We start from the raw sequence: 26,014 nt of genomic DNA on the forward strand, positions 1-26,014 counted from the left end.
CGCCCTGTGCCCGCCCCCCCGGCCGCGCCCGGCACGAAGGCCGGCGGCAGCCCCGGGGATGGGCGTCTGGACAGGGCACGGCGCGCGTCGCGACGGGGCGGCGTCAGGCCGGCCGGCATCCCGTCGGACGGCCATGGCTTGCGGCGGGGGGAGGCGCCGCCGCCATCCCCGCCGCCTGGTCCGGCCGCCCTTACTTTGCGGCGATGCCTTGCTGCTCCATGACCTTCTTGGCCGCCTCGGCGATGGCCGGGTCGATGAGGCCGTTTTTGATCATCTTTTCCTTGTCCGCGGGCGTGTACTTGTTTTGGGAGATGAAGAAGTCCATGCCGGCGAAGATCTCGCGCTGGGCCTCGGTGAGGGCTTTGCCCTTGTAGGGGCCGCTGTCGTCGGTCTTGGCCACGGTCATGACGTCGATGGACTGCTTGAGGCTGGGGCCGGCGTACCACTCCATGACGCGCTGGGCGATGCTCGGCGTGCAGGCGATGCCTTCGTCCTGGCAGCTTTCCAGGAAGTACTGGCCGGCCTTCTTGAGGTTGGCGTCGTTGGCCTTGATCCACTGGCAGGTCAGGTGGAAGACGAGGTAGGCGGTGGTGAGCAGTTCCTTTTTCTCGGCCAGGGACTTCTGGGTGGCCAGGGTGCCGCAGGGCGGGGCGACATTGAGGGTGCGGCCGTCGGCGATGCGCACGAAGCCCTTGTCGTCGGCGGTGAAGGCGATGGCGTTCCACACGGCCAGGCCGTCGCCCTGATTGCCCATGAAGCCCGTCAAGGCGCTGGCCACGTCCATGTTGATGGACTTGACGTCGGACAGGCCCAGGCCGACGTTTTTAAGGGCCGCGACCAGGGTGGCCTGGGCCGTGGTGCCCAGGGGATACAGCCAGGTGGTGCCCTTCCAGTTGTCCGGGTTTTTCATGTCCTTGGCCAGGGGGCTGTCCTTGCGCACGAACAGGGCCAGGTTCTTTTCATAGTCCGAGATGCCGATGACCCGCAGGTCGTAGCCGACCATGCCGGCCAGCATGCCGCCCAGGCCGCAACCGGCCATGTCCCAGTTGGCGTTGGCCTCCATCATGGCCGGGCCGTTGGTGAAGGTCTCGTATTTGATCTCGATGTTGAGTTCCTTGAAGAAGCCTTCCTTGTCGGCGATGAAAAAGGGGATGGACAGGGGCGAGCCGGCGAAAAAGCCCAGGCGCAGGACCTGTTTCTGGGCAAAGGGCTTGAGGCCGAAGGTGGTTTTCCCGCCTTCCCCGGCGGCCATGGCCTGCGGGATGCGTCCGGCGAACGTCAGGGACAGCGTTGCGCACAGGGCCAGGAACAGGAACCGTCGCGTCACTTTCATCGTTGCCTCCTTTACTGGTTCGGACGTCGCGCCCGCGGGCGGTCCGACCCCAACGGCCGGCCCGGAGCGCCTTTTTTCAAGCCCCGGCAGGGGCAATAAAGCCTTCAGGGTTTCTCGGCGGTTATGGCCTCCCGCAGGGCGCTGCCCTCGCAGTCCCTGGGCGCGGGCACGCCCAGGAGCGTGGCCAGGGTCGGGGCGATGTCGGTGATGTCGGCCGGGATGTCGCGCGCGGCCTGGGCCACGCCCGGCCCGTGCAGCACCAGCAGGCAGTGCATGTCCGGTTCGTGGGGCAGGGCGGTGTGCACGCCGGTGAAATGGCGGCCGAGCACGGCCGGCTCGAAGAGCTCCGGGCTTTCGATGATGCGCTCGGTGCCGTCGCGGTACTGGACGGCCGCCCGGTAGACGAAGGGGCAGTTCATGTAGCGGCGGCGGATGGCGAACAGCACGTCGCCCACGCGCTCGAAGCCCTTGCGCTCGTAGACGCCGAGCTGGGAGGCCAGCTGCCTGGGCAGGGCCAGCTCCACCACCCGCTGGCCGGTTTCCGGGTCGCGCCAGGCGAGCAAGGCGTCGATGATCTCGTTTTGGACCTTTTCGTAGTCGGCCGGCTCGACGCAGCCCTGGGGGTCGCGGCCGCGCAGGTTGACGAACAGGTGGGCATGGCAGGGCTCCAGGGGGAAGCACTTGGTCCTGGCCCAGTCCACGCGCATCTCCCCGGTTGCCGGGTCGATCTCGTAGGACAAAAGCCCTGCCTCCTTGAGGAACTTCTTCATGTAGGGGCTCGAGGCCAGGGCCGAGAAGCCGTGGTCCGAGACCACGGCCACAAGCGTCTCGTCCAGGTCCACGGCCCCGAGGATGCGGCCCAGGGCGTCGTCGAGCTGGCGGTAGCCCTGGCGCAGGATGTCGGTCCAGTAGTCGAGCCGCTCGGGGTCGTAGTGGGGCGAGGTCGGGTCCAGGGCGCCGTACATGACGTGCTGGAGGTGGTCGACGGTGCCCACCCAACTGTAGACGGAATCGATGTCCGGGCGTTTAAGGGCGTAGCGGGTGGCCTCGCCCCACCAGTCGGCCAGACGGTGCAGCTGGTTCATGTAGGCAGGCAGGCCGATCCAGCCGTCCATGAAGGCCCAGGGGTCGTCCACCTCGATGTAGGGGCCGGCGGCGGCCTCCACCTCCGGGGTGATGCTCGGTGGCAGGGTGTAGGCCTCGGCCGTGTTGACGGCGCTGCTGAAAAGCCGGAAGTCCGCGCCGTCCGGGTCGAGCTGGGCCAGGTGGAGCCGGAAGCGTCCCCGGCGCGGCCGGCCGTCCTTGTCCGTGAAGGCCTCCTCGATCCAGCCGCTCAGGTCGCCCGGGGCGAGCACGGCCACGGCCTGGGCCGCGTCGCGGGACGGGGCCACGGTTGCGGTGTCGTAGCCGGCGGCGCCAGAGGCCGTCAGGAGCACCCGGTAGCGCGGCCCCTTGGCCAGGACCGGCGGCACGTCGATGGCAAATTCCAGGGGCGGCCGGACGCTTGCCGGGGCATTGGCCCAGGGCTCGGCTGGGGCGGGCGTCACCTGGACGGCCCGGCCCGGGACCTGGTCGCAGGGGAGTTTTCGCGGCGAGAATACGGCGCTTGGGCCGACGTCCCAAAGGGGCATGTAGAAATAGCGAAACGGCGGGTTGAGGGAGGCGGCGATCTGGATGCCGTGTTCCTCGGGCAGTTCCATGGGCCAGGTGACCGGCCAGTTGATCAGGGCCACCCGGCGGCCGACGGCGTTTTCGCTTTCCCAGAGGGTCTCGGCCAGCAGCAGGCGCTTGTCGAAGGAGGTCTGCCAGGAGTCGAGCTCCTCGCCGGGCTGGCGCACCATCAGGCTCGGGATGCCGCAGGTGCCCGGGCCGGCCCCGGTGACAATGGCGCACCAGGCGGCGGCGGTTAAGGGCGGAAAGGTGGGGATGACCCGCGTGGTGAAGCCGCCGGCCATGAGCCTGGCCAGGTTGGGCAGGCTGTCCTCGGCGGCGAAGCGCTTGACGTAGTCGGGCAGGGCGGCGTCGATGCCGAGCACGAGCAGTTTTTTAGCCTTGGCCATGAGCGTCCCCTCCCTGCCAGATGTGCCCCAGGCTCTTCCACATGACGGAAGTGTCCTCACCGCCGAAGCCCTGGGCGCAGGAGGCGCGGTTGAGGAAGTCCACGGTGCGCCCGACCAGCGGCGGCGCGCCGGCCTGGTCGGCCATCTCCAGGCCCAGGCGCACGTCCTTGGCCAAAAGGGCCACGGTGAAGGTCGGGTCGTCGTAGCGCTGCTCGCTGACCCGGCGGCCGAGTTCCTTGAACAGATTGCTGACCGTGCCGGCCTGGCTGGCGGTGATGATGTCGTAGAGCCGGCCCGGGGCGATGCCGACCTTGTCGGCCACGGCCATCATTTCGGCGGTCATGGCGTTGATGGCGCCGAACATCATCTGGTTGAGGAGCTTGACCTTGTGGCCGCTGCCGCTTGGGCCCATGTGGACGACATGGGCGGCGAAAAGGCGCAGCAACGGTTCGACCAGGGCGCAGTCCTCGGCCTCGCCGCCCACGGGCAGGGCCCATTTGCCGATGGTGGCCGGCCGGCCGAGCACCGGGGCGTCGAGGTAGCGCACGCCGGCCGCCTTGGCCGCGTCGGCCATGGCCCGGGTGGTCTCCGGGGCGCTGGTGCACATGTCGATGATGACCGTGCCCGGCGCGGCCGCGGCCAGCAGGCCCCCGGGGCCGGCCACGCAGGCGGCGATCTCCGCCGGGCCGGGCAAAAACAGGATGATGCGGTCGGTGGCCCGGGCCAGTGCGGCCAGGCTGCCGTGCATGATGATGCCGTTTTCCCGGGCGACTTTGACGCAGGGGCCGAAGGCGTCGTAGCCGTGGACGGCCAGGCCCTTTTCCAGGAAAACGGCGGCCACGGCCCGCCCCATGACTCCGGTTCCGACAATGCCAACGTTACCCATCTCAATCCTCCGTTCTCCGTCGTTGCCGACCGTTGCCCGGTCCGTACCGCGTCGGGTTATCGCGCGACGCCGCCCTTGCCTTCGCGGGGACGGTGGGGGCCGGGCGGCGGATGCTGGCAGGACTTGCGCAGCACCAGCTGCGTGTCCAGGCACAGCCGCCGCGGCTGGCCGTCCCCGGATTCGACCATGTCCATGAGCAGGCTCACGGCCAGGTGGCCGATGTCCCAGCTGGGCACGCGCACGGTGCTCAGGGCCGGGGAGGTGTAGTTGGTGAACTCGATGTCGTCGTAGCCCATGATGGAAATGTCTTCCGGGATGCGCAGGCCGCACTCGCGGGCGGCGGCCATGGCGCCGATGGCCATGAAGTCGCTGGCGGCGAAAACGGCCGTGGGGGGCTTGGGCAGGCGCAGCAGGCGGGCCATGGCCTCCTTGCCATTGAGCATGGTCGGGTGGCGTTCGACGACGTAGGCCGGGTCCTCGTCCAGGCCGCGGGCGCGCAGGGCGGCGACGTAGCCCTCGTAGCGCTTGGCCGCCCGCAGGATGCCCGAGCGCGGCCCCACGATGAGCCCGACCCGGCGATGCCCCAGGCCCAGCAGGTAGTCCGTGGCCTCGTAGGCGGCCTGGAAGTTGTCTATGCCGACGTAGCTTAAGGGAACCGACTCGGGCAGGACCTCCCAGGCCACCAGGCAGGGCAGGCCCTTTTCGGCCATGGACAGGATGAGCGCCTCGTTGGCCTGGCAGTAGCCGGTGAGGATGACGCCGGCCATGCGGCGTTCCAGGCACTTGTGCAGCAGCACGGCCTCGATTTCCGGGTCGTAGCGGGTGTTGCTGACCATCAGCGGAAAGCCGCGCTGGTAGGCGTATTCCTCGATGGCCCCGACGGTGCTGGCGAAGACGGTGCCGCCGGTGGTGGGGATGAAGACGCCGAGGACCGAGGATTTCCTTCGGGACAGGTCGGCGGCGGCGGCGTTGTAAATATAGTTGTTTTCGCGGATGATGCGTTCGATATTTTCCCGGGTGGCTTTGCTGACCAGGTGCGGGGAATGCAGGGCCCGGGACACGGTGGCCGGGGAAACGCCGGCCATCTGGGCGACATCCTGGATGGTGATCTGCGCCATGGGACTCCCGGTGCCTGGTCGGCCTGGCGCCTGGCGGCGCGGGCCGTCTGTGGTTGCTGCGGCGGGGTTTGGGCCTGCCGGTTTCGGGGAAACGGGGCGTCTGATGAAAACGCTTTCATAACTTTGCCGGCCCGTGTCAAGGAAAACGCGTAAAACGTGTTGATTTCATAAATACTTCTAAAAAGTATTTGATTTGTGCCACATTTAGTACAGTTGGCGTGCGAAAAGGCCATATGTTTTTTGGGGGAGAGCGGGAAGTCCGGCTTTCTTCGGGCCGCTTGACAGGCGTTTGCTATCCGTGGAATGCAAACGCTTGCAGTGACCGCTGCCGCGCCTCCAGGCGCCGCGCGGCCTGCCCGGAGGCCCCATGACGCTCTTGGCCGCAACCGTCTGCCTCGTCGGCCTCCTGACCGGACTGACCGGCGTCGGCGGCATCCTCCTCATCCCGGCCCTGTCCGCCTCGGCCGGCCTGTCCGTCCAGTCCGCCATGGCCACCGCCCTGTGCAGCTTTTTTTTTGTGGGCCTGGTGGCCGTCTGGCTCCAGCAGCGCCGCCAGGTCATCGACTGGGCACCGGCCCGGCCCCTGGCCATAAGCGCCGCCGCCACCAGCCTGCTCGGCGCCGTGGCCAACGCCTACGCGCCGGTGGCGATGCTCAAGCTGGTGCTGTCGCTGTTGATCGTCTTTGCCGGGGCCTCGGCGCTGTTTCCCCCCAAGCCCGGGGCCGGGCTCGGCTACGACCCGTCGCGGCGGGCGCACAAGGCCCTTATGGTCGGCATCGGCGCGGTGGTGGGCTTTTTTTCGGGGCTGACCGGCGCGGGCGGGCCGGTCCTGTCCATCCCGGTCATGGTGGCGCTGGGCTTTCCGCCCCTGCTGTCCATTGCCGCCGGCCAGGTGTTGCAGGTGGCCGTGGCCGCCTGCGGCACGTTGGGCAACCTCTGTTACGGGGTGGTGGATTTCCGGGTGGTGGCCTGGATCACGGTGCTGGAGATCGCCGGGTTGGTCGTCGGCATCCGCCTGTCCCACCGGGTTTCCCCGGTGCGCCTGCGCCGGCTGGTGGCCTCGGTCTGCCTGCTGGTCGGGGCCTACGGCTGCCTGCGCGCCCTGCTTGGCCTGTGAGGCGGCCCGGCGCGGGCCGCGCCCGCAAGGAGGGGGGAAGGTGTTGCGAAACCAACATTTGTTTGCCAGGCCGATTACGATGCCAATACGGCTGGTTGCTCAAACGCCGCCGGCTCAGACCAAGGTCGCTGTTATTCCCCTGTTTGAGAACAAGTCGCAATGATGGCCGCTTTCTACCCAAGAGTTAAACAATGACACTGTCCAGGCTGCTCCATGAAGAGTCAATGCTGGCCTGAAATTCTCCACCGCGTCTTTATAGTGTTCTTTCTCCAAACAGGTCATTCCGGTGTCCACAAAGGCTTGCGACTTGTTGCTCATCACTGCCCCTTGACCTCCCCGCCCGCCTCGGGCATGGACCGGAATATGACGCTCTTGTTCGACGACACGAAGAAACTCGAAAAGGCCCTGGGTCCCGAAGCCGCCGGCCCGGTCATCGAGGTCATCAACGATCTGGACGCCCGCGTCCTGGCCGAACTCCGAACCGAGGTAGCCACCAAAGCGGATTTCTTCCAATTCGAAACCAAGTTGGAAAAACGGTTCGGTGACATCGATACCCGTTTTGCCCGGCTCGAAGGGAAAATCGACCGCATGGAGATGCAGATACGCATCCTCATCGGCTTGGCCGCCCTCGCCATCGCCTTCTTCAGCCCAGTGGCCGAAAAGCTGCTGGCGCTCATCAAATAAAACGCCCGCCTCCCTCGCCCTTGGCCCCCTGGCCGCGCAGGCTCAGGCTGATGCGGCCGCGGGCCAGGTCCACCTCGATGACTCGCACCAGCACCTCCCGGCCCACGGAAACGACCTCGGCCGGGTCGGCCACGTAGCGGTCGGCCAGTTGGCTCACGTGGACCATGCCGTCGCGGTGCACGCCCACATCCACGAAAGCCCCGAACCGGGTCACGTTGGTGACGATGCCCGGCAGTTCCATGTCGACTTCCAGGTCCTCGATGCGGCTGACGCCTTCGGCGAAGGCAAAGGCGCTGAAGGCTTGCCGGGGGTCCCGGCCGGGCTTTTCCAGCTCGGCCAGGATGTCGGTGAGGCTCGGCAGGCCGATGGCCTCGGACACGTAGTCCTGGAGCCGAATCCCGGCCCTGGCCGTGGCGTCGGACAAAAGCTCCGCCACGGAGTGCCCTGCGTCGCGGGCCATGCGCCGCACCAGGGCGTAGCGCTCGGGATGCACGGCGCTGGCGTCGAGGGGCTCGTCGCCGCGTACGCGCAAAAAACCGGCCGCCTGCTCGAAGGCCTTGGGGCCAAGCCCCCGCACCTGGCGCAGGGCGGCCCGGCTGGGGAAGGGGCCGCCCGCCTCGCGGTGGGCGACCACGGCCTTGGCCAGGGCCGGCCCCAGCCCCGACACGAACGTCAGCAACTCCTGGCTCGCGGTGTTGACGTCCACGCCCACGGCGTTGACGCAGCTGGTCACCACGTCGTTAAGCGCCCGGCGCAGGCCGGCCTGGTCCACGTCGTGCTGGTACTGGCCCACGCCGATGGATTTGGGGTCGAGCTTGACCAGTTCGGCCAGGGGGTCCATGAGCCGGCGGCCGATACTCACCGAGCCGCGCACGGTCAGGTCCAGGTCCGGGAATTCCCGCCGGGCGGCGTCGGAGGCCGAATAAATGGAGGCGCCGGCCTCGTTGACCAGGACAGCCGGTACCCCGAGGCCCAGGCCGCGCACGAAGGCCTCGGTCTCGCGGCCGGCCGTGCCGTTGCCGATGGCGATGGCCTGGACATCGAAGCGGGCGCACAGTTCCGCCAGGGTCCGGCCGGCGGCCTCGCACTGGCCGGCCGAGCCGGTGGGGTGGATGGTCGTGTGGTGGAGCAGGCCGCCCTGGGCGTCGAGCACCGTCAGCTTGGCCCCGGTGCGAAAGCCCGGGTCCAGGGCCAGCACCCGTTTGGGGCCAAGGGGCGGGGCCAGCAGCAGCCCGCGCAGGTTGGCGGCGAAGACCCGGATGGCCTCGGCATCGGCCTTGGCCTTGACCAGGGCCCGGGTTTCGGTTTCAAGCGACGGCCCCAGCAGCCGCTTGCAGCCGTCGGCCACGGCGGCCGCCACTTCCAGGGCATCGGGGGCGCTGCCCCGCACGAATTGCCGCTTGGCCAGGTCGAGCAGCTCCTCCTCGGCCGGGCGCAGGCGCAGGCTGAGGATGCCCTCGGCCTCGCCCCGGAACATGGCCAGGGCCCGGTGGCCGGGGATGGCGCGCAGGGGTTCGTCCCAGTCGAACCAGTCGCGAAAGGTGCCCCCGTCCGCCTCCTTGCCCTTGGCGACCTTGGACACGAACCGGCCGCGCCGCAGGAAGAGGTCGCGGGCCTTGGCCCGAAGCCCCGGCTCCTCGGCCATGTCCTCGGCCAGGATGTCCCGGGCGCCGGCCAGGGCGGCCTCCACGTCCGCGACTTCCTTGGCCGGGTTGACGAAGGGCCGGGCCAGGGATTGGGGGTCGCGGCCCCGCTGGGCCATAAGGGCCTCGGCCAGGGGCGCCAGGCCGCGTTCCCGGGCCATGGCCGCCCGGGTGCGCCGCTTGGGCCGGTAGGGCAGGTAGAGGTCTTCCAGCCGGGCCTTGTCCGGGGCCTCGGCCAGGGCGGCCGCCAGCGCCTCGGTGAGCAGGCCGCGTTCCGTCAGCGAGGCCAGGATGGCCTGGCGGCGCTTGTCCAGTTCGGCCAGCTCGTCCAGCCGGTCGCGGATGGCGGCCACGGCCACCTCGTCCAGGCTGCCGGTGGCTTCCTTGCGGTAGCGGGCGATGAAGGGGACCGTGGCGCCTTCGGCCACCAGACCGGCCACGGCTTCCACCTGGGGCTCGGACAGGGACAGTTCCCGGGCGATGCGACGGCAATGGGTTTCGTTCACGGCGGCGTTTCCTTTGGGGACGAGCGGTTCGTCTGGGAGGCGATTGGCTGGTGCCATGCCCGGTTGCCGGCATCGGGGTCAAGCCCTTTGGCCGGCCAATGTCGCGGGTCGGCCAGGCAGGGGCCGCATGGCCAGTAAAAGCGGGCGGCCAGCAACGGCGGTTGGGCAGGCAAAGGGGCCGAGTGCGGGTGGCCGGGGGGCTGGTCCGGCCCGGGCCAGGGGCGGCTATTGCGTTCGTGCCCGGCCTGTGGCCTGGGCCGGGCGGCGCCACCCCTGGTTGCCGGTTCAGCGGCGAGGGCCGCGGGCGCCGTGGCGCGGGGCCTCAATGCCCATGGTCGTGGGGCTCGTTCTCATGGCCTTCGTGGACATGGTCGTGGGGGCCGTGCTCGCCGTGTTCGTGGGGATGTTTGTGTTCGTGGGCGTGGTCGTGGGCATGGACATGGTCATGCTTGTGGCTGTGCCGGCCCATACCGGGATGTTCGTGTGCATGTTCGTGTTCGTGACGGTGTTCGTGGGCATGGTCATGGTGGTGTTCGTGGTCGCCTTGCATAGCGTCCTCCTTTGTCCAGGCCATGCATCTTTTCGAGAAAATTGCCTAGACGGCATGTTTTTTTTGCGTCCTCGCACGGGGTGTTCCAATACCGGAACCCTGTCGTTTCACCGACATACGAAATGGGGACACGTATCCGGGGCGCCCCGGAAGGGAGCCCATCTCTCCCGGGGCGCCTGAGTGACGGCTTAAGGCTGCTCGATTTCCCCCACTTCCCACAGGCTGGGGCTGGTCATCAAATCCCCGGGCGTGACGAAATCGGCGCACACGCCAAGGATCGGCGGCGCGCCGTGACCCAGCACGCCCACCGTGCCCTCGGTGGCCAGGGCCTGGGTCGCGGCGGTGCCGAAGCCGGCCAGGGAGCGGCCCAGGGCCTGCACTTCCTCGGGTGCCACGGCCGCTTCCGTGGCCCCGGCCTGGGTTTCCACGAAAAAGGCCTGGATGAGCCCGTCGAGGGCCTCGTCGCTGACCGGTTCCGGTGCCGGCGCCTCGGCTGACACGTCCAGGGCCGACAGGCGCGACCGGCCGGGTGTGGCGGCCGCGAACATGGCCAGCAGGCTCTGGGGATGCACGACCGGCCTGGCCGTTCCTGGCGCGGCCAGGCCAAGGCCGGTCAGGCCGCCCGGGTAGGCGCGGCCGGGGATTTCCAGGGTATAGGCGTCCACTGGGGCCGGCAGGGCCTCGTCGTAGCAACGGAAGACGAATTCCGAACAGATCATGGGCTGCTGGCCCTTGAGCCTGAGGTTGGCCAGCAGGCTGGCCGCCTTGTCCAGGATGCCCCGCAGCAGCACGGACAGGACCGGCGTCAGGTTGATTTTCCGGGTGGTGGCCAGAAGGGCCAGCAGCAGGATGGCTTCGTAGGCGTAGCGAGGTCCCTCGGCCAGCACCTTGTCGGCCACGGCCAGCACCGGGGCCAGGCCGGGCGGGGTGGTTTTGAGCCGGTAGGCCCAGACGGTGTCGCCCTTGATGCTTTGGGCCAGGTCCGTTTTGACCACGCCCTGGCCCAGGGCCTCGCCGACCTTGCCGTCGCCCAGGTACAGCCCGGCATGGTTCACGGGTTTGCCGTCGAAAAAGCGGATCAACCGCCCAAGCAGGGTTTCGCCGTGATACAGCAGCACATCCCCGGCCTTGAGTTCCTTGGCCTTGATCGTAGCCATACCGCCTCCTTGGGTTGATGTTGGGTCAGGTGGTGGCGAGCATCCTGACCAGGTTGGGCATGCCGGCGCCTTGGGAGTAGGCGTCGCGGCCGAGGTCCGTGCAGTTGTCCAAAAGGATGGCCTTGACCTTGTCGGGAAAGCCGATGAACTCCCGGCGTACGGACAAAAAGGCCGCCAGCAGGCCGGAAACGTGGGGGCAGGCCATGCTGGTACCGCTTTGGGGCATGAACAGCCGGTCAAAGGCCGAGTCGGTTTCCTTGGCGGTACCGGGGTCGGCCCGCACGGACACGATGTTTTCCCCGGGCGCCACCAGGTCCGGCTTGCACCTGCCATCGGCCGTGGGGCCCCGGGAGGAGAAGTAGGAAATGCCGTAGGTGTGGGGATGGGACTTGTGCACGGAGCCCACGGCGATGGCCTCGTCGAGGTTGGCCGGGTCGCCGATGCAGATGTCCTGGTTGAATTCGGCCATGCCGAGGATGTTGAGCACCCCTTCGTTGCCGGCGGCCACGCAGGCCAGGCAGCCCTGCCGCCACAGGCGGCGCAGCTCCCGGCAGATGGGGGAGAAGCCGCAGCCGTAGACCCGGTAGTCGAAGGGGCCGCCCAGGCTCAGGTTGACGCCGTGGACAGCCAGTTCGACGGAGGCCTCGTTGCGCGCGGCGATGTCGTCCAGGGCTTTGATGATGGCGGAATCCTGGCCCCGGCCGTTGTCGTCGAGGACCTTGTAGACCAGCAGCTTGGCCTTGGGCGCCACGCCGGAAAGGAGCGGCCCGGGCGCACCGGGCAGGTTGGAGCAGTCGGTCTGGCCGGCGATGATGCCGCAGACATGGCTGCCGTGCACGGCGGGCTTGGGGGTGGTGAGAGGCTGAGGCCCGCCCTGGCCCGTGCAATCGAGGACCTCGACGATGGTGTTGTGGGCCTGGAAATGGATATGGTCCTTGGCCACGCCGGTATCCAGCACCGCCCAGGTGATGCCGTGGCCGTCGGCCTCGTAGGGGCCGCGGGCCGGGGCGGCCTGGATGGTGCGGCAGGATTCGATGAGCTGGTTGGACTTGATGCCGTTGCGCCACACGGCGTTTATCCGAAGTTCCCCAGGGGGCGTGCCCGGGGCGGCCTCGCCCGTGGCCGCGTCCTTGGGCGAGAATTTGTCCCGAAGCACCTCCAGTTCGTGGCGGGTGAGCTTGGCGGCGATGTAGCGTTTGAGGGTGTCGGGTTCCGATTCCGGGGGCAGGTGCCGTTTGACTTCCTCGGCCGGATCGGCGCCCAGTCGGCTGTCGAGTTCGATGAGCACGGGCAGGCGCTGCTCGGGCAGGGCGTCCTCCATGTCGGCGGCCACGTCCTTGGCGATGTGGAAGGGGGCCACGGCATTGCTGTAGTTGGCGCCGGCCACGTCCTTGACGGCCTGTTGCACCCGGGGCACGCGCAAATAGCCCGTGCCGGAGTGGGGTTGCTGGGGGCTGTCGGGATTGAGTCCGGCGGCGGCGAGGTTTTCGATGACCACGTTGGGGTGGAAGTCGTTGCTGATGTCGCTGTCCTTGGCCACGATGTCGAGCTTGTCCGCCACGTTGAGCCAATGGGCCACGCCTTCGGGCGGGGCCAGGCTGTCGCGCCCGAGCCAGCGGCGCAGCCCGTCCATGACTTCCGTCAGGGCCAGCGGGGAGCCGATGGTGACGAACAGCGGCACGTCGTAGGTTTGGCGGCACAGGGCCTCGTAGGCGATGACCGAGCCGAGGCTGTGGCCGATCACGATGAAGGGCCCGCCGTTGGCCAGGCGCTCCGTCACGGCGTCGAGCATGGCCTGGTGGCGGGCCTTGCCGAACAGGTAGTCGTTAACGTCGCGCAAAAAAAGCCCGGTGACGAATCGGGTGAGGAAGCGGCGGGCCGGCTCGGGCAGGGGCAGGACCTTGGCCTCCATGCCGGCGGCGGCCGCGGTATCGGCCGCGCCCTGCATCTTTTCGGCGATGGACCGCAGGACGGCGAGCTGATTGGGGTCTTCCACGGCCAGCCGGTCCGCATCCAGGCTGAAGCCGCCCCCGGCCTCCAGTTGCAAAGGTAGGTCCATGGCCCGGAAGCCGGCCTCGGGCTGCCCGATGTCCCCGCGCACGGAGGCCGCCTCGGGCGTGGGGTAGTATTCGCGGTTCACCCAGTAGGCCATGCGGCTTTTGTCCCCCAGGTCGAGGCCGAACAGGGCCGTGTCCCACTGGAGCTTCAAGGCGCTGGCCGATGGCTTGTTGCCGATACCGTGGACGTAAACAATGGTTTTCGCACACGCCTTACCCATACCATGCCTCCAATGCCGGTTGTGGACGTTGGGATGCGAAAGGGTACGCCGCCTGGGGTTTGTGCAGCAAAAAAAAGGAACTATGCGATAAAATTATTTATATAAAAAATACGCTTTTCTGGCAAGGTGAAATCGTTGCGGGCGTATTGTTGCGATCTCGTGAAATCATGCCTTCGGCTTGACGGGAAATACCTTTTTTCGCATAGGTTGTACGATCCGATCACCTTGGCGGCCCCGGGGGCTGCGGGGGCAAGCCGCGGCGGCAGGCCTGGCTCGTACTGGCCGTCGCCGGCCGGCAAGGGCGGAAGGCGCGCGGGTCGGGCGAAGCCTCGGGCCGTGTCCCCGCCGGGCCGCCCCGGATCGTTGCAGGTCAGAGACGTTTTTCCCGTGTCATTGGCACGCAGCAACCGGTGCGGTGTCCCGGTGGTTGCGCCCCCCGGTCCGCGACCGGAATCCTCCCGACATCCGGTTCCCGTGGCGGATCACCCCCAGCAAAGGGCAAGGAGGAGCGTATGTCCCGACCGGATGCACAGCGACTCGAAGGGTATCTTCAGCTTATAACGGGTAAAACCGGGGGTATCGAGGCCCTGCGGACGCATTTGCAAGGCCAGGCCGCCGCAGGGGTCGGCACCGCGGCCATGACCACCATGGGGGTGGGCACTGCGGCCATGCCCACTGCGGGACCGGGCACCGCGGCCAGGCCCGCCATGGGGTTGGGCACCGAGGTCGTGTCCTCCCTGGCCGTCTCGGCCCTGGAAGGCCTGGATATGGGGCGTGACCTGTCCGAGGACCAGCACCTCGGGCTCGAGGCGATCATCAACGCGGAAATACGCCCGGCCATTCCCATCGTCGACGGGACCTACACCGTGAACCATCCCTTGTGGAACGATATACTCAACGACCAAGGGAAGCGGACGAAGATCGAAGCTGCCATCCCTTCCATCGGCCGCATCGAGCTGCCCGGCCATGCCAGCCTGCCCTACGGTGGCACGGGATTCGTGGTCGGCCGGGGCCTGCTCATGACCAACCGCCATGTGGCCGGCATCTTTGCCAAGGGCCTGGGCGACCGGCGGTTGGACTTTCTCCCCGGCGCCATGGCCGGCATCGACTTCAAGCAGGAACAGGGGCGCAAAACCGGCCCGACCTTCAAAGTGCAGCGGGTCGTGATGATCCACCCCTACTGGGACATGGCCATCCTGGCCGTGGACGGGCTGCCCCAAGGCCACGAGCCGTTGAGCCTGTCGGTCACGGACGCCCGGGGCCTGGCCGGCCGCACCATCGTCGTCATCGGCTACCCGGCCTATGATCCGCGCAATGCCCAGCAGGACATGTGGAAGCTCTTCCAGGGCGTCTACGGGGTGAAACGGTTGCAGCCCGGCGAGCTTCACGAAGGTTTCGACGTCGAGAGCTTTGCCAAGCGCGTCCCCGCCGCCACCCACGACTGCTCGACCCTGGGCGGCAATTCCGGCTCGGCCGTGATCGATCTGGAAACCGGCCACGTCCTGGCCCTGCACTTCGGCGGCAACTACCACGAGCGCAACTATGCCGTGCCCTCCGGTGCCCTGGCCCAGGACGGCCGCGTGGTCCAGGCCGGCGTCACCTTTGCCGGAACGCCTTCCGGCGGGCCCAACACCTGGGGGGCGTGGTGGACCCGGGCCGATGCCCAGGAGGCGGCGGCCGGGGCCGCAGCGACGGCCGACAGCCCGGCGGCCGGCGGCGCTGTGATGGACGGCCAGGCGACGGGCGGTGGCCAGACCAAGGGGACCGGTTCCGTGACCGCGCCCGCCTCGGGCGGTTCGGTCACCTTCGAAATCCCCTTGCGGATCACCGTGAGCCTGGGCGGGCCCGGCCAGGCGGCATCCGGCCGGGTGACGGCCGAAGCCGTCACCGAGACGGCGCAAAGCCTGGAAGCGGCCCGCATGCCCGAGCACGACACCGACTACGCCTCCCGCAAAGGCTACGACCCCGCCTTCCTGTTCACCCGCACACCGGGCGAGGCGAGCCCGGACGCGGTTGCGCCCGCTGACGGGGAGCACCTGCCGCGGGTTCCCTTGCCCGTGGCCCAAAACCCGGCCGTGCTGGCCGTTGGCACCTCCGGCGAGACCGTCCTGCGCTACCAGAATTTCTCCGTCATGATGCACGCCGAGCGGCGCCTGGCCCTGCTGACCGCGGCCAATGTCACCACCGAGCCGGAGCTCAAAAGGCCGGAACCCGGGCGGGACTACAGCCGCGACGGCCTGGGCGGGCTTGGCAAAAACGACAGGGAACGCTGGTTCCCCGACCCGCGCCTGGAAGCGCGCCAACAGTTGCCGGACGTCTTTTTCTCCAAGGATCGCAACTCCTTTGACAAGGGTCACCTGGTGCGCCGGGAGGACGTGACCTGGGGACGCACCTACGCCCTGGTGCGGCGGGCCAATGGCGACACCTTCCACGTCACCAACTGTTCGCCCCAGGTGGCCACCTTCAACCAGGCGGCCTTGGGGAAGGACAACTGGGGCGACCTGGAAAACCTGGTGCAGAGCCAGGCGGCCAATGAGCGGCTGTGCGTCTTCGCCGGGCCGGTGCTCGATCCCGCCGACCCGGTGTTCATGGGTGTGGGCGACGGGGGGGCGGTGCTGCAGGCCAAGATCCCCACCCGGTTTTGGAAGGTCATTGTCGCGGCTGTGGCGCAGGGCCTTGCCGCCTACGGCTTCGTTTTGGAGCAGGACACCTCGAAGGTGCTTTTCGAGTTCACCGTGGCCCCGGAGTTCGTGCCCTTCCTGTGTCCGATCAAGGACATCGCGGCCATGACCGGCCTGGAGTTCGATCCCTCGCTCCTGGCCGCCGACCAGTTCGCGACGGTGCGCGGGATGGAGATCGGTCTGCGCGGTGGCCTGCGGCGCAAGGCGGCCGTATAGCTCGACGCGTTGCCCGGCGGCCGCCCCCACGGGGCCGCCGGGCCGGGCAGGGGCGCTGTGCGTGGCCAAACGGCCGGCGACGCGGTAGGAAGGGGCCGAAGGCATGGAAAAACGCCCCCAACGGCCCGGCCTGGGGACACAACCGTGAAGGAGGATGCAACATGGCACTGCACGAGCACACCATGGCCATCTACGAGATCGCCCGCCAGCTCAACATGAGCCGCAAGCCGGCCGAGGTCCTGGCCCTGATCGCCGAACATACGACCAAGGCCATGGGGGCCAAGGGCTGCTTCATCCGGCTGCTCGGCCGCGACGGCAAGGTCCTGGAGCCGGGGGCCTACTATGGCCTGTCGGAGCGCTACGCCCACAAGGGGCCGGTGGAAGTGGCCAAATCCCGCCTCGACCAGGAAGTGCTCAAGGGCGAGATCGTGACCATCACCGACGTCGGCCAGGACGACCGCTTCCAGTATCCCAAGGAGGCCGCGGCCGAGGGGCTGTGCTCCCTGGTGGTGGTGCCGCTGTCGGTCGGCGGCGAGCGCATCATCGGCTCCATCCGGGTCTATTCCGGCGAGTGCCGGACGTTTGGCCAGGAGGAGCTGGAATTTTTGCGCTGCATCGCCGACCTGTCCGGCCTGGCCCTGGAAAATGCCCGCATGTACGCGGCGCTTTCGCGGGCCAAGCAGCTGGCGGACGAATACACCTACCAGGTTTTCGAGGAGTAGCCATGAGCAAGATCCGTGTCGGCATCAACGGCTTCGGCCGCATAGGCCGCCAGGTGCTGCGGTCCATCTGGGAGCGGCATCGCGACGTGATGGAAGTGGTGGCCATAAACGACCTCTTCGACATCGCCACCAACGCCCACCTGCTGGCCCACGACACCTGTTACGGCCGTTTCGCCGCCCGGGTGGCCGTGGAAGGCGACACCATGCGCATCGGCGACGACTTCACCATCGCCAGCCTCGCCGAGCGCGACCCGCGCCTGCTCCCCTGGGGGGAACTCGGCGTCGACGTGGTGGTGGAATCCACCGGCATCTTTCGCACCGGCCCCAAGGCCATGCAGCACGTGGAAGCCGGGGCCAAGCGGGTGGTGATTTCCGCGCCGGCCAAGGACGAGGACATCACCATCGTCATGGGCGTCAACCACGAGCGCTACGACCCGGCCAAGCATGTCATCGTCTCCAACGCCTCGTGCACCACCAACTGCCTGGCCCCCATCGTGCACGTGCTGCACAAGGCCTACGGCGTGGCCAAGGGGGTGATGACCACGGTGCATGCCTACACCAACGACCAGCGCATCCTGGACCTGCCCCACAAGGACCTGCGCCGGGCCCGGGCCGCCGCCTGCAACATGATCCCCACCTCCACCGGGGCGGCCAAGGCCGTGGCCCTGGTGATCCCGGAGCTGGCCGGCCGGTTTGCCGGCTATTCCGTGCGCGTGCCCACGCCCACGGTCTCGCTGGTGGATTTCGTGGCCGTGCTGGAACGGGACGCCACGGCGGAAGGGCTCAAGGACGCCCTGGTCGCGGCGGCCGAGGGGGAGCTCAAGGGCATCCTGGCCGTTTCCCCGGAACCGCTGGTGTCCTCGGATTACGTGGGCGATGCCCATTCCTCCATCGTGGATGCGGAATTCACCACGGTCCAGTGCGGCAACCTGGCCAAGGTCTATGCCTGGTACGACAACGAATGGGGCTATTCCTGCCGGGTGGGCGACCTGATCGCCTACATGGGGCAGCGCGGCATCTAGCGGACAGCCGGTTCCCGGCCGGGGCAGGGTTTCGGCCGCGGCTTCCCTGCGGGGGCTTGCCCGGGGGGCGGGGCGCGGGCAACCGCGCGCAACACCCCGGGTTTCGCGGCCACTTCGCTGTCAAAGGGCCTTTCGGTTGGTGCCGGGAGGCCCTTGGCGTTGGGGCCGCAAGGTTTGTTGCCAAGAGGTTGCCTGGGGCCGCATGGCATGCCCTGGGGCCGACCGTTCGGCCGCCGGGCCGCCCCTGTGCCCGCAGGCTCATCCCCTTGAAATCCTGGGCCGGGGCGAGACAGCCGTGGACGCCCGGGCCAAATCGCCTTACGGAGAAAAGGCGTTCCCTAAGGCTCCGGGAGGTTGGGCTTTTTCGCCAGCCGGCGCCTGGGGCCGCAAACGCCGGGAGCGGGAGGCGCACCATGATCCGCGACAACGCTTCGCCATGGATCGAACGGGCGGCCAGTGCGGCCGGGCTTTCGGCCGAACTGTCCCGCCGGGGTTTTCTCAAGCTCTCCGTCTGCGCCCTGTCCGGCCTGGCCTTTCTGGGCCTGGGCGATGCCTTGGGCCAGGACGCCCCGCTGGTGATCCTGGACAACGCCCAGGGGGTCATCCTGGCCGATCCCACCCGCTGTGTGGGCTGCCAGCGCTGCGAACTGGCCTGCACGGAATTCAACGACGGCCGGGCCCAGCCCTCCCTGGCCCGCATCAAGGTCAGCCGGGCCATCGATTACGGCCTCGACGGCCCGACCGGCGGCACGGGGGCGCACGGGGATTGGGGCGACGGGCTCATCGTCCAGGGCACCTGCCGCCAGTGCCCCCACCCGGTGCCCTGCGCCACGGCCTGCCCCCAAAACGCCATCACCGCTGACCCGAAAACCGGGGCCCGGGTGGTCGATCCGACGGTGTGCGTGGGTTGCCGCCTGTGCCAGCGGGCCTGCCCGTGGGACATGCTCGCCTTTGACGAACAAGCCCATGTCGCCACTAAATGCTTTTTGTGCCACGGCAGCCCCAAATGCGTGGAGGCCTGCCCGGCGGCGGCCCTGCGCTACGTGCCCTGGCGCGACCTGACCCGCGACACCAGGCCGACGCGGGCGACCCTGGCTGTTGTCCCGGCGCAGCAGGCCAAGGCCTGCGTGGACTGCCATCACCCGGCCACCGGGAAAACGCCCCAATAGCATGTGCCAAGGGTAAGGAGCCAGTCATGGCCGCTTCCAGCGGAGGTTTCGCCGGCAAGGTCCTGCGGGTGGATCTGTCCACCGGGAAAATCACGACCGAGGAGACGCTGGGGCGCTACGGCGAGCTGCTCGGCGGCGCCGGGCTTGGCTACCGCGTGCTCTGGGACGAGGTGCCCCCCGGCACCGGCCCCTTCGATGCGGCCAACAAGCTGATTTTTGCCGCCGGCGTGCTGGCCGGCACCAGCGTGCCCTGCAACGGCCGTTCGACCATCACCACCATGTTCCCCAGTTGCTGGCCCACGCCCCTGGTGGGTTCCGGGCATATGGGCGGGCATTTCGCGGCCAAGCTCAAATACGCCGGCTACGACGCCCTGATCGTCGAAGGCAAGGCCGACAAGCCCGTCTGGATCATGATCCGCGACGCCCGGGTGGAGATCCGCGATGCCGGCCACCTCTGGGGCTCGGGCATTCGCCGCGCGAACCTGGAACTGAGCCAGGAGATGGGGCCGGACTGCGTGGTGGCGGCCATCGGCCAGGCCGGCGAGCACCGGATTCCCATGAGCACGGTGGTCAATGCGCTGTCCCACTCGGCCGGCGGCGTGGGCGGGGTGATGGGTTCCAAGCTGCTCAAGGCCGTGGCCGTGCAGGGCAGCGGCGCCGTGCGCATCGCCGGGGACAAGGGCGAATGGGAACGGCTGATCAAATACCACCTGTCCATCCTCGGCGCCAACAACCAGCATGTGGTGCCGAGTTTCCCCACGCCCCAGGCCGAATACTACAATCCGGCCTCCCGCTGGGTGGGCCAGCCCGGCAAGCGCTGGGGCGCCGCGACGCCGCCCGTGGAGCTGACCGGCGATATCCACGACCCCAACCGGATCGCCTACCGCTCCAACAGCGCGGCCTTCTACCTGGGCGAGGCGGCCTGGAAGTACACGGTGCGCGGCAACGGCTGCACGGCCTGCCCCATCCGCTGCCACACCATGATCAAGGTGCCCGCGGTGGCGGACAAATACGGTATCCGGGACGTGGGGCAAAGCACCTGCATCGGGCTCACCTTCGGCCGGTCGTTTTTCAAGCAGCTCGACGGCAAGACCGCCGGCGAAGCGGGCATCGAGGCCTCCATGGTGGGCATGCACCTGGCCGACGACCTGGGCATCTGGTCCAATTACGGCCAGATGCAGCGCGACCTGCGCAAGCTCTACGCCGGCGGCTACCTCAAGGCCAAGCTCGGCGCCAAGGAATACGCCTCCATCCCCTGGGACAAGTACGACAAGGCCGATCCTTCCTTCCTCCTCGACCTGATCCCCCGCATCGCCACCCGCCAGGGCGAGCTCGGCGAGGTGCTCGGCCGGGGCACGGGCGGGATCTTCGACGTCTGGTCCATCCCCGAGGAGGAGTGGGCCGGGGACCACACGACGACCTACTGGAAGATGGGCCACCCCAAGCACCATGCCAACGAGGACGACGGCCAGTGCGGGGTGATCATCAACACCCAGTACAACCGCGATGCCCAGTGCCATTCGCACACGAACTTCGTGCGCAACGGCCTTCCGTTGTCGGTCCAGAAACAGCTGGCCGCCGCCCTCTGGGGCTCCCCGGACGCCCTGGACGCCCCGGGCGACTACACGCCCGCCAACGAGTACAAGGCCCGGCGGGCGCGCTGGTCCCTGGTGCGCAAGGAGTTGCACGACGCCCTGGGGGTGTGCAACTGGATGGGGCCGTGGGTGGCCTCTCCGCGGTGGGAGCGCGGCTACGCCGGCGACGACAGCCTGGAAGCGCAGTTCGTGAGCCTGGCCACGGGCCGGCCCATCGACCGGGAGGGGCTGGACCGCCTGGGCGAACGCATCTTCACGCTGCACCGGGCCCTGACCATCCGGGGCATGGGCCGGCTGGACGTCCGGGCCGCCCATGACCGCATTCCGCCGTGGGTCTTCGAGGACGCGCACGGCGCCTTGCCCTTTACCAAGGGCACCATCCGCATGGACCCGGCCGACATCGCCCGGGCCATGGATTTCTTCTACGAGGCCATGGGCTGGGACAAGGACACCGGCGCGCCCGGTGCGGCACGCTACGCCGCCCTTGGCCTGGCGGACGTGGGCGAGGCCCTGGCCGCCGCCGGGCTCACCCCGCCGGAGGGAAAGCCGTGACGCCCGAGGACGGGGCCGACCCGGCCCGGGCCGTGGTCGCGCTGATCCGCCAGGCCAGCGCGGCGGGGCGGCCGATCGGCGCGCGGGAGGTGCTGGAAGGGCTTCGGGCGGGCGGTTTCGCGCCATGCCCCGAGGCGTCGCCGGAAGCGGACTCGCAGCCCTGGCTGGCCGCCGTCCTGTCCGGGCAGCCGGGCATCGCCTCCTTCGCCGGCCTGTCCGGCCAGGTCCTGTACCACGACCCGGCCCTGCTCAGCCGCACCTACGCCCGCATCCTGGACCGCAAAGGCTCCCCGGTCGCCCTTGTGGCCGAGGAAATCCGGGCCAATTCCCGGGACTATCCCCGGCCCGTCCCGGTGACGCTTTTCGCGGCGCCGCCCTTCGACCTGACGCCCCAGGCCCTCGATGCCGCCCGCAGCGCCATGGCCGCCAGCCCGGAGTATGACGATATCGCCTCGGTCACGACGTCCACGGGGGCGGTGTACCTGTTCTCCACCCGGCACCTGGAGCGGCCCTACGCGGCCTTTCTGGCCGAGCAACACGAAACCTTCGCCCAAAACCCCTGATCGCCGGCCTGGCGCCGCGGGTCGTCCCGGCCACGGGCGAGGGAGCAGGCCCTGCGAGACGGCCTGGTTTGCCGGGGGAGGCAAAACCCCGGTTGGCGTGGGCCGCAGAACCGCTGGCCGGTGTTTTCGCCAGCCCCGGCCGCAGGCCAGGGGCCGGTGGGGACATGGGGTACGGTTGCCGCGTCGGGCGCCAAAGGCGGCCTCAGCCTTTCGAGCCGCAGCAGCCAGCCTTTGGGGCCGATCCCTTCCTGGCCGGGGCCTTGCTGCCCGGGGGCAACGGTCGCGGCAAGGACGGGGCCGGGATGAGCGCGGCCCGCATCAAGGCCATGAATGCGGCCAGGGGCGGGGAAAGCCATTTGTTTTTGTGGTGCAGCATCAGGACGGCCACTTCCAGGGCCGGGCTTTCTAGGGGAAGCACCGCCAGGTGGCCCGCCGCCAGGTCTTCGCGGACCGCCGACGTGGGCAGGATGCTGATCCCCGTCCCGTCCCGCAGGCACCCCCGCAGCGAGGCCGCGCTGGAGAATTCCAGACAGGCCGCCGTCTGCACCCCGGCTTCGGCCAACATGTCCTCGAACAGCCTGCGATAGGCACAATCCGCCGTACACAGCAGCAAGGTCTCCCCCGCCAAGGCCTCCAGCCCGAAGGGCGCCCCGGACCGGGCCAGCCGATGCGTCGGTGCGGCCACCAGAAGCAATTCCTCCGTGCCCAGCGCTTCCACGACGAGGTCGCCGGCCCTGACGCTGTCGGCCAGCAAAAAGGCCAGGTCGGTGACGCCCTGGCGCAGATCGTTTTCCAGCCCCTCGACGGTGCAGGAGATAAAGCGCAGTTGCAGATACGGGAACTCCTGGCGGAACTGGCGGATGAGGCCTCCCATCCGCCAGGCGCACAGGGATTCGGGCACGCGGACGGTGAGCACCCCCCGGGCCTGCGAGGCGCCGGCCACCCAGGCCCGCGCTTCGTCTTCCAGGTCCAGAAGCTTCACCGCCATTTGCTGCAGGCGTTTTCCGGCCTCGGTGAGCACCACCTTCCGGCCCAGGCGCTCGAAGAGCAGCACCTGCAATTCGCCCTCCAGGGAGGCGATGCGCGCGGATACCGTGGACTGGGCCGCATGCACGTCCCGGGCCGCCCGATGAAAACTCAGATGACGAGCCACGGCCACGAACGTTCGGACGTCGCGCAGTTCCACAGGCGCTCCTTTGTCGGCCATCTTCGGCATTTCCGATCGACCCCTTTGGATATATTCGCTGGATTCGATCGAAAACCATGCTTAAGCAGAAATCGAGATCAAAGCAACCGTCGCACCGACCGCGTATCGGTCCGACGCAAACGGAGAAGCAGCGGTATGGAAACAAGAGATGTGGCGCAACGGGCACAGGCGTTGTTCGAAAGTGGCTTCAACTGTGCGGAAGCGGTGTTGGCGGCGGTGCTGGCCGGCCAAGGGGTCGCGGCCAGTGAGGCCGTCGCCCGCTTGGGCACGGCATTCGGGGGAGGAGTCGGCCGCAGCAAGGAGGAACTGTGCGGGGCGCTCTCCGGTGGGCTCATTGCGCTGGGCTATCTCCAGGGGCGTCGCAGTGGCGACGAACGCTGGGACGGCTTGGCCGCCATTGCCGCCGACGTGCGCAACCGCGTCAAGGCCGTCCACGGGTGCACGTCCTGCGCCGCCTTGCTGGAGCGGTTCGGGCCGCAGGAAGGCATGGACAAGTGCATCCAGTTCTCGGCCCACACCGCGGCCCTTTTTCACGAGGCCCTCCAGGCTCCCGAAACGGTGAACACTCCTGTCGTCAGTTGCGGCTGCACGGCGCGATCGGAGAAGCCGCGGGCAACCGGGTGTTGCAACGGCTGAATTGAGCGGCATGGCCGGCGCGCGGCTGGCTGCTGCCCGGCATCCAGCCGCGTCAGGCCCGGAATGGGGCAGGGATTGCGCTGTTGTATTTCCCTATTCAACACTTCTACACCTACGATTCTGCCTTGGTCTCAATATGTTGGTGGGTTTCATGGGGTCGGCGCTTCGTATGTGCCAAGCAGGCAAGAAGATACCCACACACCCATTGGGGCCATGCGCTATGTGCCGACCTGTGTACGGTGAATACTAGTCGTGGTTGAAGGAAGAAGCAAGGGTCTCTCGGAACAGAGGCATCGAAGCTCCTGGTGAATTGCGTGCATTCACGAGCCTGAAGGCGTACTTTAGGCCAGCCATGTGGCTCACGGAAAATGCACAACAAACAAACGGCCTGCGATTTTCACCGCAAGCCGTTGCCATGCATGGTCGGGACGAGGCGAATGTCGGTGCCACTCCGCTCCAACCACCGCAAAATATCCAAAAGGCCGTCGTCATATCCGTGCGTTGCAAAACCTCCGCTGGCAAGGAGAATATCCGGTTGCTACCCTGCCATGAACCTGTCCCCATTGGAGGGGTCACAAACGCACAGGCATGCCAACGTTGTTGAGCTTCGCCCGCAGGGACGGACTCAAGGGAATGACAAGCTCCGCATTGTACGAACCGGTGGGGGGGTAGCCCCTGGGATTGTGGAAAATCTGCTGGACGGCCACGGCATAGGCACGCGAGGTCGACGCCGGCGACCCTTCCTGAACGTCCGGATTGAAGTCGGCGGTCAGGATGGACAGGGTGCCGTCGCTGTTGCGCAGGATCTCGAAGGTGCGAAATTGCTGGGGGAAGTCCCGCAGCGAGGAGGTTTCGATCTGCCAGAACCCCAGTTCCGGGCGGGAGGCATCGGGAGAGGCAAAAGCGGTAATGGCGTTGCAGTGCCGGTGCCCCGCGACCCAGGCGATGAGATTGGGATAGGTGTGGAGTTTGGCGATCAGTTCGGGCTCGGAGATGGCGGCGGCGGCGTACCAGCCGACCGGGGAGGTCGGCGGCTCGACGCCGATGGGAACATGGGCGGCGATGAACATGAGCCTGCCCTCGGCCTGGCCCCGGTCCAGTTCGCCCACGAGCCAGTCCAGGCGCGCCTTGTCCAGGGAACCATGCCCGTAGCCGGGGGAACTCGTCTGGGACAGGGGGTGGTCGACATCGTCTTCCCGCTGGGTGTCGTCGAGCACAATCACCGTCAGCGGGATATCCGGCCTCGGTTCGAAGCTGTAGCAGGCGAAGTTGTTTGCGACAGTGGCCTGGCTGAAGCCGTGACCGACCGGAGTCGTGGTGGTGTGAAAAAATTCGGCCATCCATTCCTTGGGCGAGAGCGAGCGGCGGTTGGCATCGGCCACGACCCTGGGCGGGCTGGGGAAGTCCGCCACCGGGCCCATGCCGACGATATCCCCGTAGGGCGTCCGGCCGTCGATAACCCCCTGATAGGTTCCCCGGCTGTCGATCCCCTTGGGGTCGGTCAGGAAATCGCCGAGATCGAGGACCTGGTCGCCGGTATAGACCTGCCGAAAATATTCGGTCACCGGGAAGGAACCGATGAAGAAATGATCGTGGTTGCCGCGCGCCTGATACCAGGGGATGGACTTGTCCAGCCCGGCCGCCTGGAACGGTTTCTGGTAGTCGGTGCTGTCGGCGCCGGTGTGCGCCCCGGAACTGGGGGTGATGGCCTTTCCGTCCAGGACGTCGAGATACCAGCGCAGTTCGTTGTACTGGGTATTGTTGCAGGTATCCCCCAGGGAGATGCCGAAATCCAGGGGCTCCTGCTTGTGGATGGCGTTTATCGTCCGCACCGCCGCGTCCAGGACCTGGGTCGTGTACAGCATGGCCGGGGAATAGGCCGCGGAAATGCCGTGTTTGAGGCCGAGGGCGAAGAGCTGGGCCGGACTTTCCTTGTCGGCGACATGGATGTCGGAGATGGTAAAAAACCGCACCAGCCGGGCAACCGGTTTCGTCGCGGCGGCGTCATGGCCGGGGGCCATGAGGTCAAGCCGTTTGGGGGTGGGGAGGGGGTCGCCGAAGCGCCAACGGCCATAGCCTGACGGGGCGTATTGGGAGACATCCGTGGGCCGCAGCTTCGGCGCGGCGTCGGGCACGGAAACGGGTACGACGCTGCGCGCCAGCGTCGCCAGCGACTGGGCGGCGGCTTTTGCCGGGGAAAGGAGCCATGCGAGGCCGGACGCCAGCCCGCCACAAGCCACAAGGGCGACGCCGGAGAGGCTGGTGTTGAGAAAATTTCGCCGGGAAAATTTCATGATGCGCACTCCTTCCTTCTGTCTG

At 68.0% G+C, this 26,014-nt stretch carries 19 protein-coding genes; 10 read left to right on the forward strand and 9 right to left on the reverse strand.

The genetic code is table 11. From position 1 onward, the window contains the following. Window positions 1-190: 190 nt before the first annotated feature. The 4 genes from ACP59X_RS07095 to ACP59X_RS07110 all read right to left on the reverse strand — a co-directional run bounded on the left by ACP59X_RS07095 (window position 191) and on the right by ACP59X_RS07110 (window position 5,397). Window positions 191-1,333, reverse strand: coding sequence for an ABC transporter substrate-binding protein (locus tag ACP59X_RS07095; RefSeq protein ID WP_428566959.1), 1,143 nt, complete (start codon window positions 1,331-1,333; stop codon window positions 191-193). Window positions 1,334-1,437: 104 nt separating this feature from the next. Beyond that, window positions 1,438-3,393, reverse strand: a complete 1,956-nt coding sequence (locus tag ACP59X_RS07100; RefSeq protein WP_428566963.1) for an alkaline phosphatase family protein — start codon at window positions 3,391-3,393, stop codon at window positions 1,438-1,440. Next, on the reverse strand, window positions 3,380-4,279 hold the full coding sequence (locus tag ACP59X_RS07105; RefSeq protein ID WP_428566966.1) for an NAD(P)-dependent oxidoreductase: 900 nt from the start codon (window positions 4,277-4,279) through the stop codon (window positions 3,380-3,382). The genes ACP59X_RS07100 and ACP59X_RS07105 overlap by 14 nt, the downstream gene beginning before the upstream one ends. Before the next feature lie 56 nt (window positions 4,280-4,335). Further along, window positions 4,336-5,397: a LacI family DNA-binding transcriptional regulator gene (locus ACP59X_RS07110; RefSeq protein ID WP_428566971.1), complete on the reverse strand. Its 1,062-nt coding sequence runs from the start codon at window positions 5,395-5,397 to the stop codon at window positions 4,336-4,338. Between the two features lie 367 nt (window positions 5,398-5,764). On the opposite strand from ACP59X_RS07110, the gene ACP59X_RS07115 reads away from it, so the two are divergent. Beyond that, window positions 5,765-6,514: a sulfite exporter TauE/SafE family protein gene (locus tag ACP59X_RS07115; protein WP_428566974.1), complete on the forward strand. Its 750-nt coding sequence runs from the start codon at window positions 5,765-5,767 to the stop codon at window positions 6,512-6,514. A 363-nt stretch (window positions 6,515-6,877) separates the two neighbouring features. Next, the gene (locus tag ACP59X_RS07120; RefSeq protein WP_428566976.1) at window positions 6,878-7,198 is read left to right on the forward strand and encodes a hypothetical protein; all 321 of its coding nucleotides are present in this window, start codon (window positions 6,878-6,880) and stop codon (window positions 7,196-7,198) included. Here the strand turns inward: ACP59X_RS07120 and ACP59X_RS07125 are convergent. Then, a complete protein-coding gene (locus tag ACP59X_RS07125; RefSeq protein WP_428566978.1) occupies window positions 7,191-9,347 on the reverse strand; it encodes a Tex family protein in 2,157 nt (718 codons plus the stop codon). The genes ACP59X_RS07120 and ACP59X_RS07125 overlap by 8 nt on opposite strands. Window positions 9,348-9,672: 325 nt before the next feature. Here ACP59X_RS07125 and ACP59X_RS07130 point away from each other — a divergent pair, with 325 nt between their 5' ends. Beyond that, complete coding sequence (locus ACP59X_RS07130) at window positions 9,673-10,077, forward strand: hypothetical protein (RefSeq protein WP_428566981.1); 405 nt, start codon at window positions 9,673-9,675, stop codon at window positions 10,075-10,077. Window positions 10,078-10,085: 8 nt separating this feature from the next. Here ACP59X_RS07130 and ACP59X_RS07135 read toward each other — a convergent pair whose 3' ends face one another. Next, window positions 10,086-11,054 carry a C40 family peptidase gene (locus tag ACP59X_RS07135; protein WP_428566984.1) on the reverse strand — a complete coding sequence of 323 codons (969 nt, stop codon included), beginning with the start codon at window positions 11,052-11,054 and terminating at the stop codon, window positions 10,086-10,088. Between the two features lie 25 nt (window positions 11,055-11,079). After that, complete coding sequence (locus ACP59X_RS07140) at window positions 11,080-13,332, reverse strand: S8 family peptidase (protein WP_428566986.1); 2,253 nt, start codon at window positions 13,330-13,332, stop codon at window positions 11,080-11,082. A 512-nt stretch (window positions 13,333-13,844) separates the two neighbouring features. On the opposite strand from ACP59X_RS07140, the gene ACP59X_RS07145 reads away from it, so the two are divergent. The 6 genes from ACP59X_RS07145 to ACP59X_RS07170 all read left to right on the forward strand — a co-directional run bounded on the left by ACP59X_RS07145 (window position 13,845) and on the right by ACP59X_RS07170 (window position 21,852). Continuing rightward, complete coding sequence (locus ACP59X_RS07145; RefSeq protein WP_428566989.1) at window positions 13,845-16,229, forward strand: DNA/RNA non-specific endonuclease; 2,385 nt, start codon at window positions 13,845-13,847, stop codon at window positions 16,227-16,229. 161 nt (window positions 16,230-16,390) lie between these two features. Beyond that, window positions 16,391-16,951, forward strand: a complete 561-nt coding sequence (locus tag ACP59X_RS07150; RefSeq protein ID WP_428566992.1) for a GAF domain-containing protein — start codon at window positions 16,391-16,393, stop codon at window positions 16,949-16,951. 2 nt (window positions 16,952-16,953) lie between these two features. After that, window positions 16,954-17,973 carry a type I glyceraldehyde-3-phosphate dehydrogenase gene (gap, locus tag ACP59X_RS07155; RefSeq protein ID WP_428566997.1) on the forward strand — a complete coding sequence of 340 codons (1,020 nt, stop codon included), beginning with the start codon at window positions 16,954-16,956 and terminating at the stop codon, window positions 17,971-17,973. 413 nt (window positions 17,974-18,386) lie between these two features. Next, complete coding sequence (locus ACP59X_RS07160; RefSeq protein WP_428567000.1) at window positions 18,387-19,142, forward strand: 4Fe-4S dicluster domain-containing protein; 756 nt, start codon at window positions 18,387-18,389, stop codon at window positions 19,140-19,142. Window positions 19,143-19,168: 26 nt separating this feature from the next. After that, window positions 19,169-21,289, forward strand: a complete 2,121-nt coding sequence (locus ACP59X_RS07165) for an aldehyde ferredoxin oxidoreductase (protein ID WP_428567003.1) — start codon at window positions 19,169-19,171, stop codon at window positions 21,287-21,289. Beyond that, window positions 21,286-21,852 carry a hypothetical protein gene (locus ACP59X_RS07170; protein ID WP_428567005.1) on the forward strand — a complete coding sequence of 189 codons (567 nt, stop codon included), beginning with the start codon at window positions 21,286-21,288 and terminating at the stop codon, window positions 21,850-21,852. Before ACP59X_RS07165 ends, ACP59X_RS07170 begins: the two co-directional genes overlap by 4 nt. A 202-nt stretch (window positions 21,853-22,054) precedes the next feature. On the opposite strand, the gene ACP59X_RS07175 is transcribed toward ACP59X_RS07170, so the two are convergent. Further along, a complete protein-coding gene (locus ACP59X_RS07175) occupies window positions 22,055-23,038 on the reverse strand; it encodes a LysR family transcriptional regulator (RefSeq protein WP_428567007.1) in 984 nt (327 codons plus the stop codon). A gap of 156 nt (window positions 23,039-23,194) precedes the next feature. On the opposite strand from ACP59X_RS07175, the gene ACP59X_RS07180 reads away from it, so the two are divergent. Then, window positions 23,195-23,695: a C-GCAxxG-C-C family protein gene (locus ACP59X_RS07180; protein ID WP_428567010.1), complete on the forward strand. Its 501-nt coding sequence runs from the start codon at window positions 23,195-23,197 to the stop codon at window positions 23,693-23,695. A 572-nt stretch (window positions 23,696-24,267) separates the two neighbouring features. Here the strand turns inward: ACP59X_RS07180 and ACP59X_RS07185 are convergent. After that, window positions 24,268-25,989 carry a TIGR03768 family metallophosphoesterase gene (locus ACP59X_RS07185; RefSeq protein WP_428567013.1) on the reverse strand — a complete coding sequence of 574 codons (1,722 nt, stop codon included), beginning with the start codon at window positions 25,987-25,989 and terminating at the stop codon, window positions 24,268-24,270. Between the last annotated feature and the right edge of the window lie 25 nt (window positions 25,990-26,014).

Origin of the sequence: Solidesulfovibrio sp. DCME (assembly GCF_049995385.1) — a bacterium.
Taxonomy (GTDB): domain Bacteria; phylum Desulfobacterota; class Desulfovibrionia; order Desulfovibrionales; family Desulfovibrionaceae; genus Solidesulfovibrio.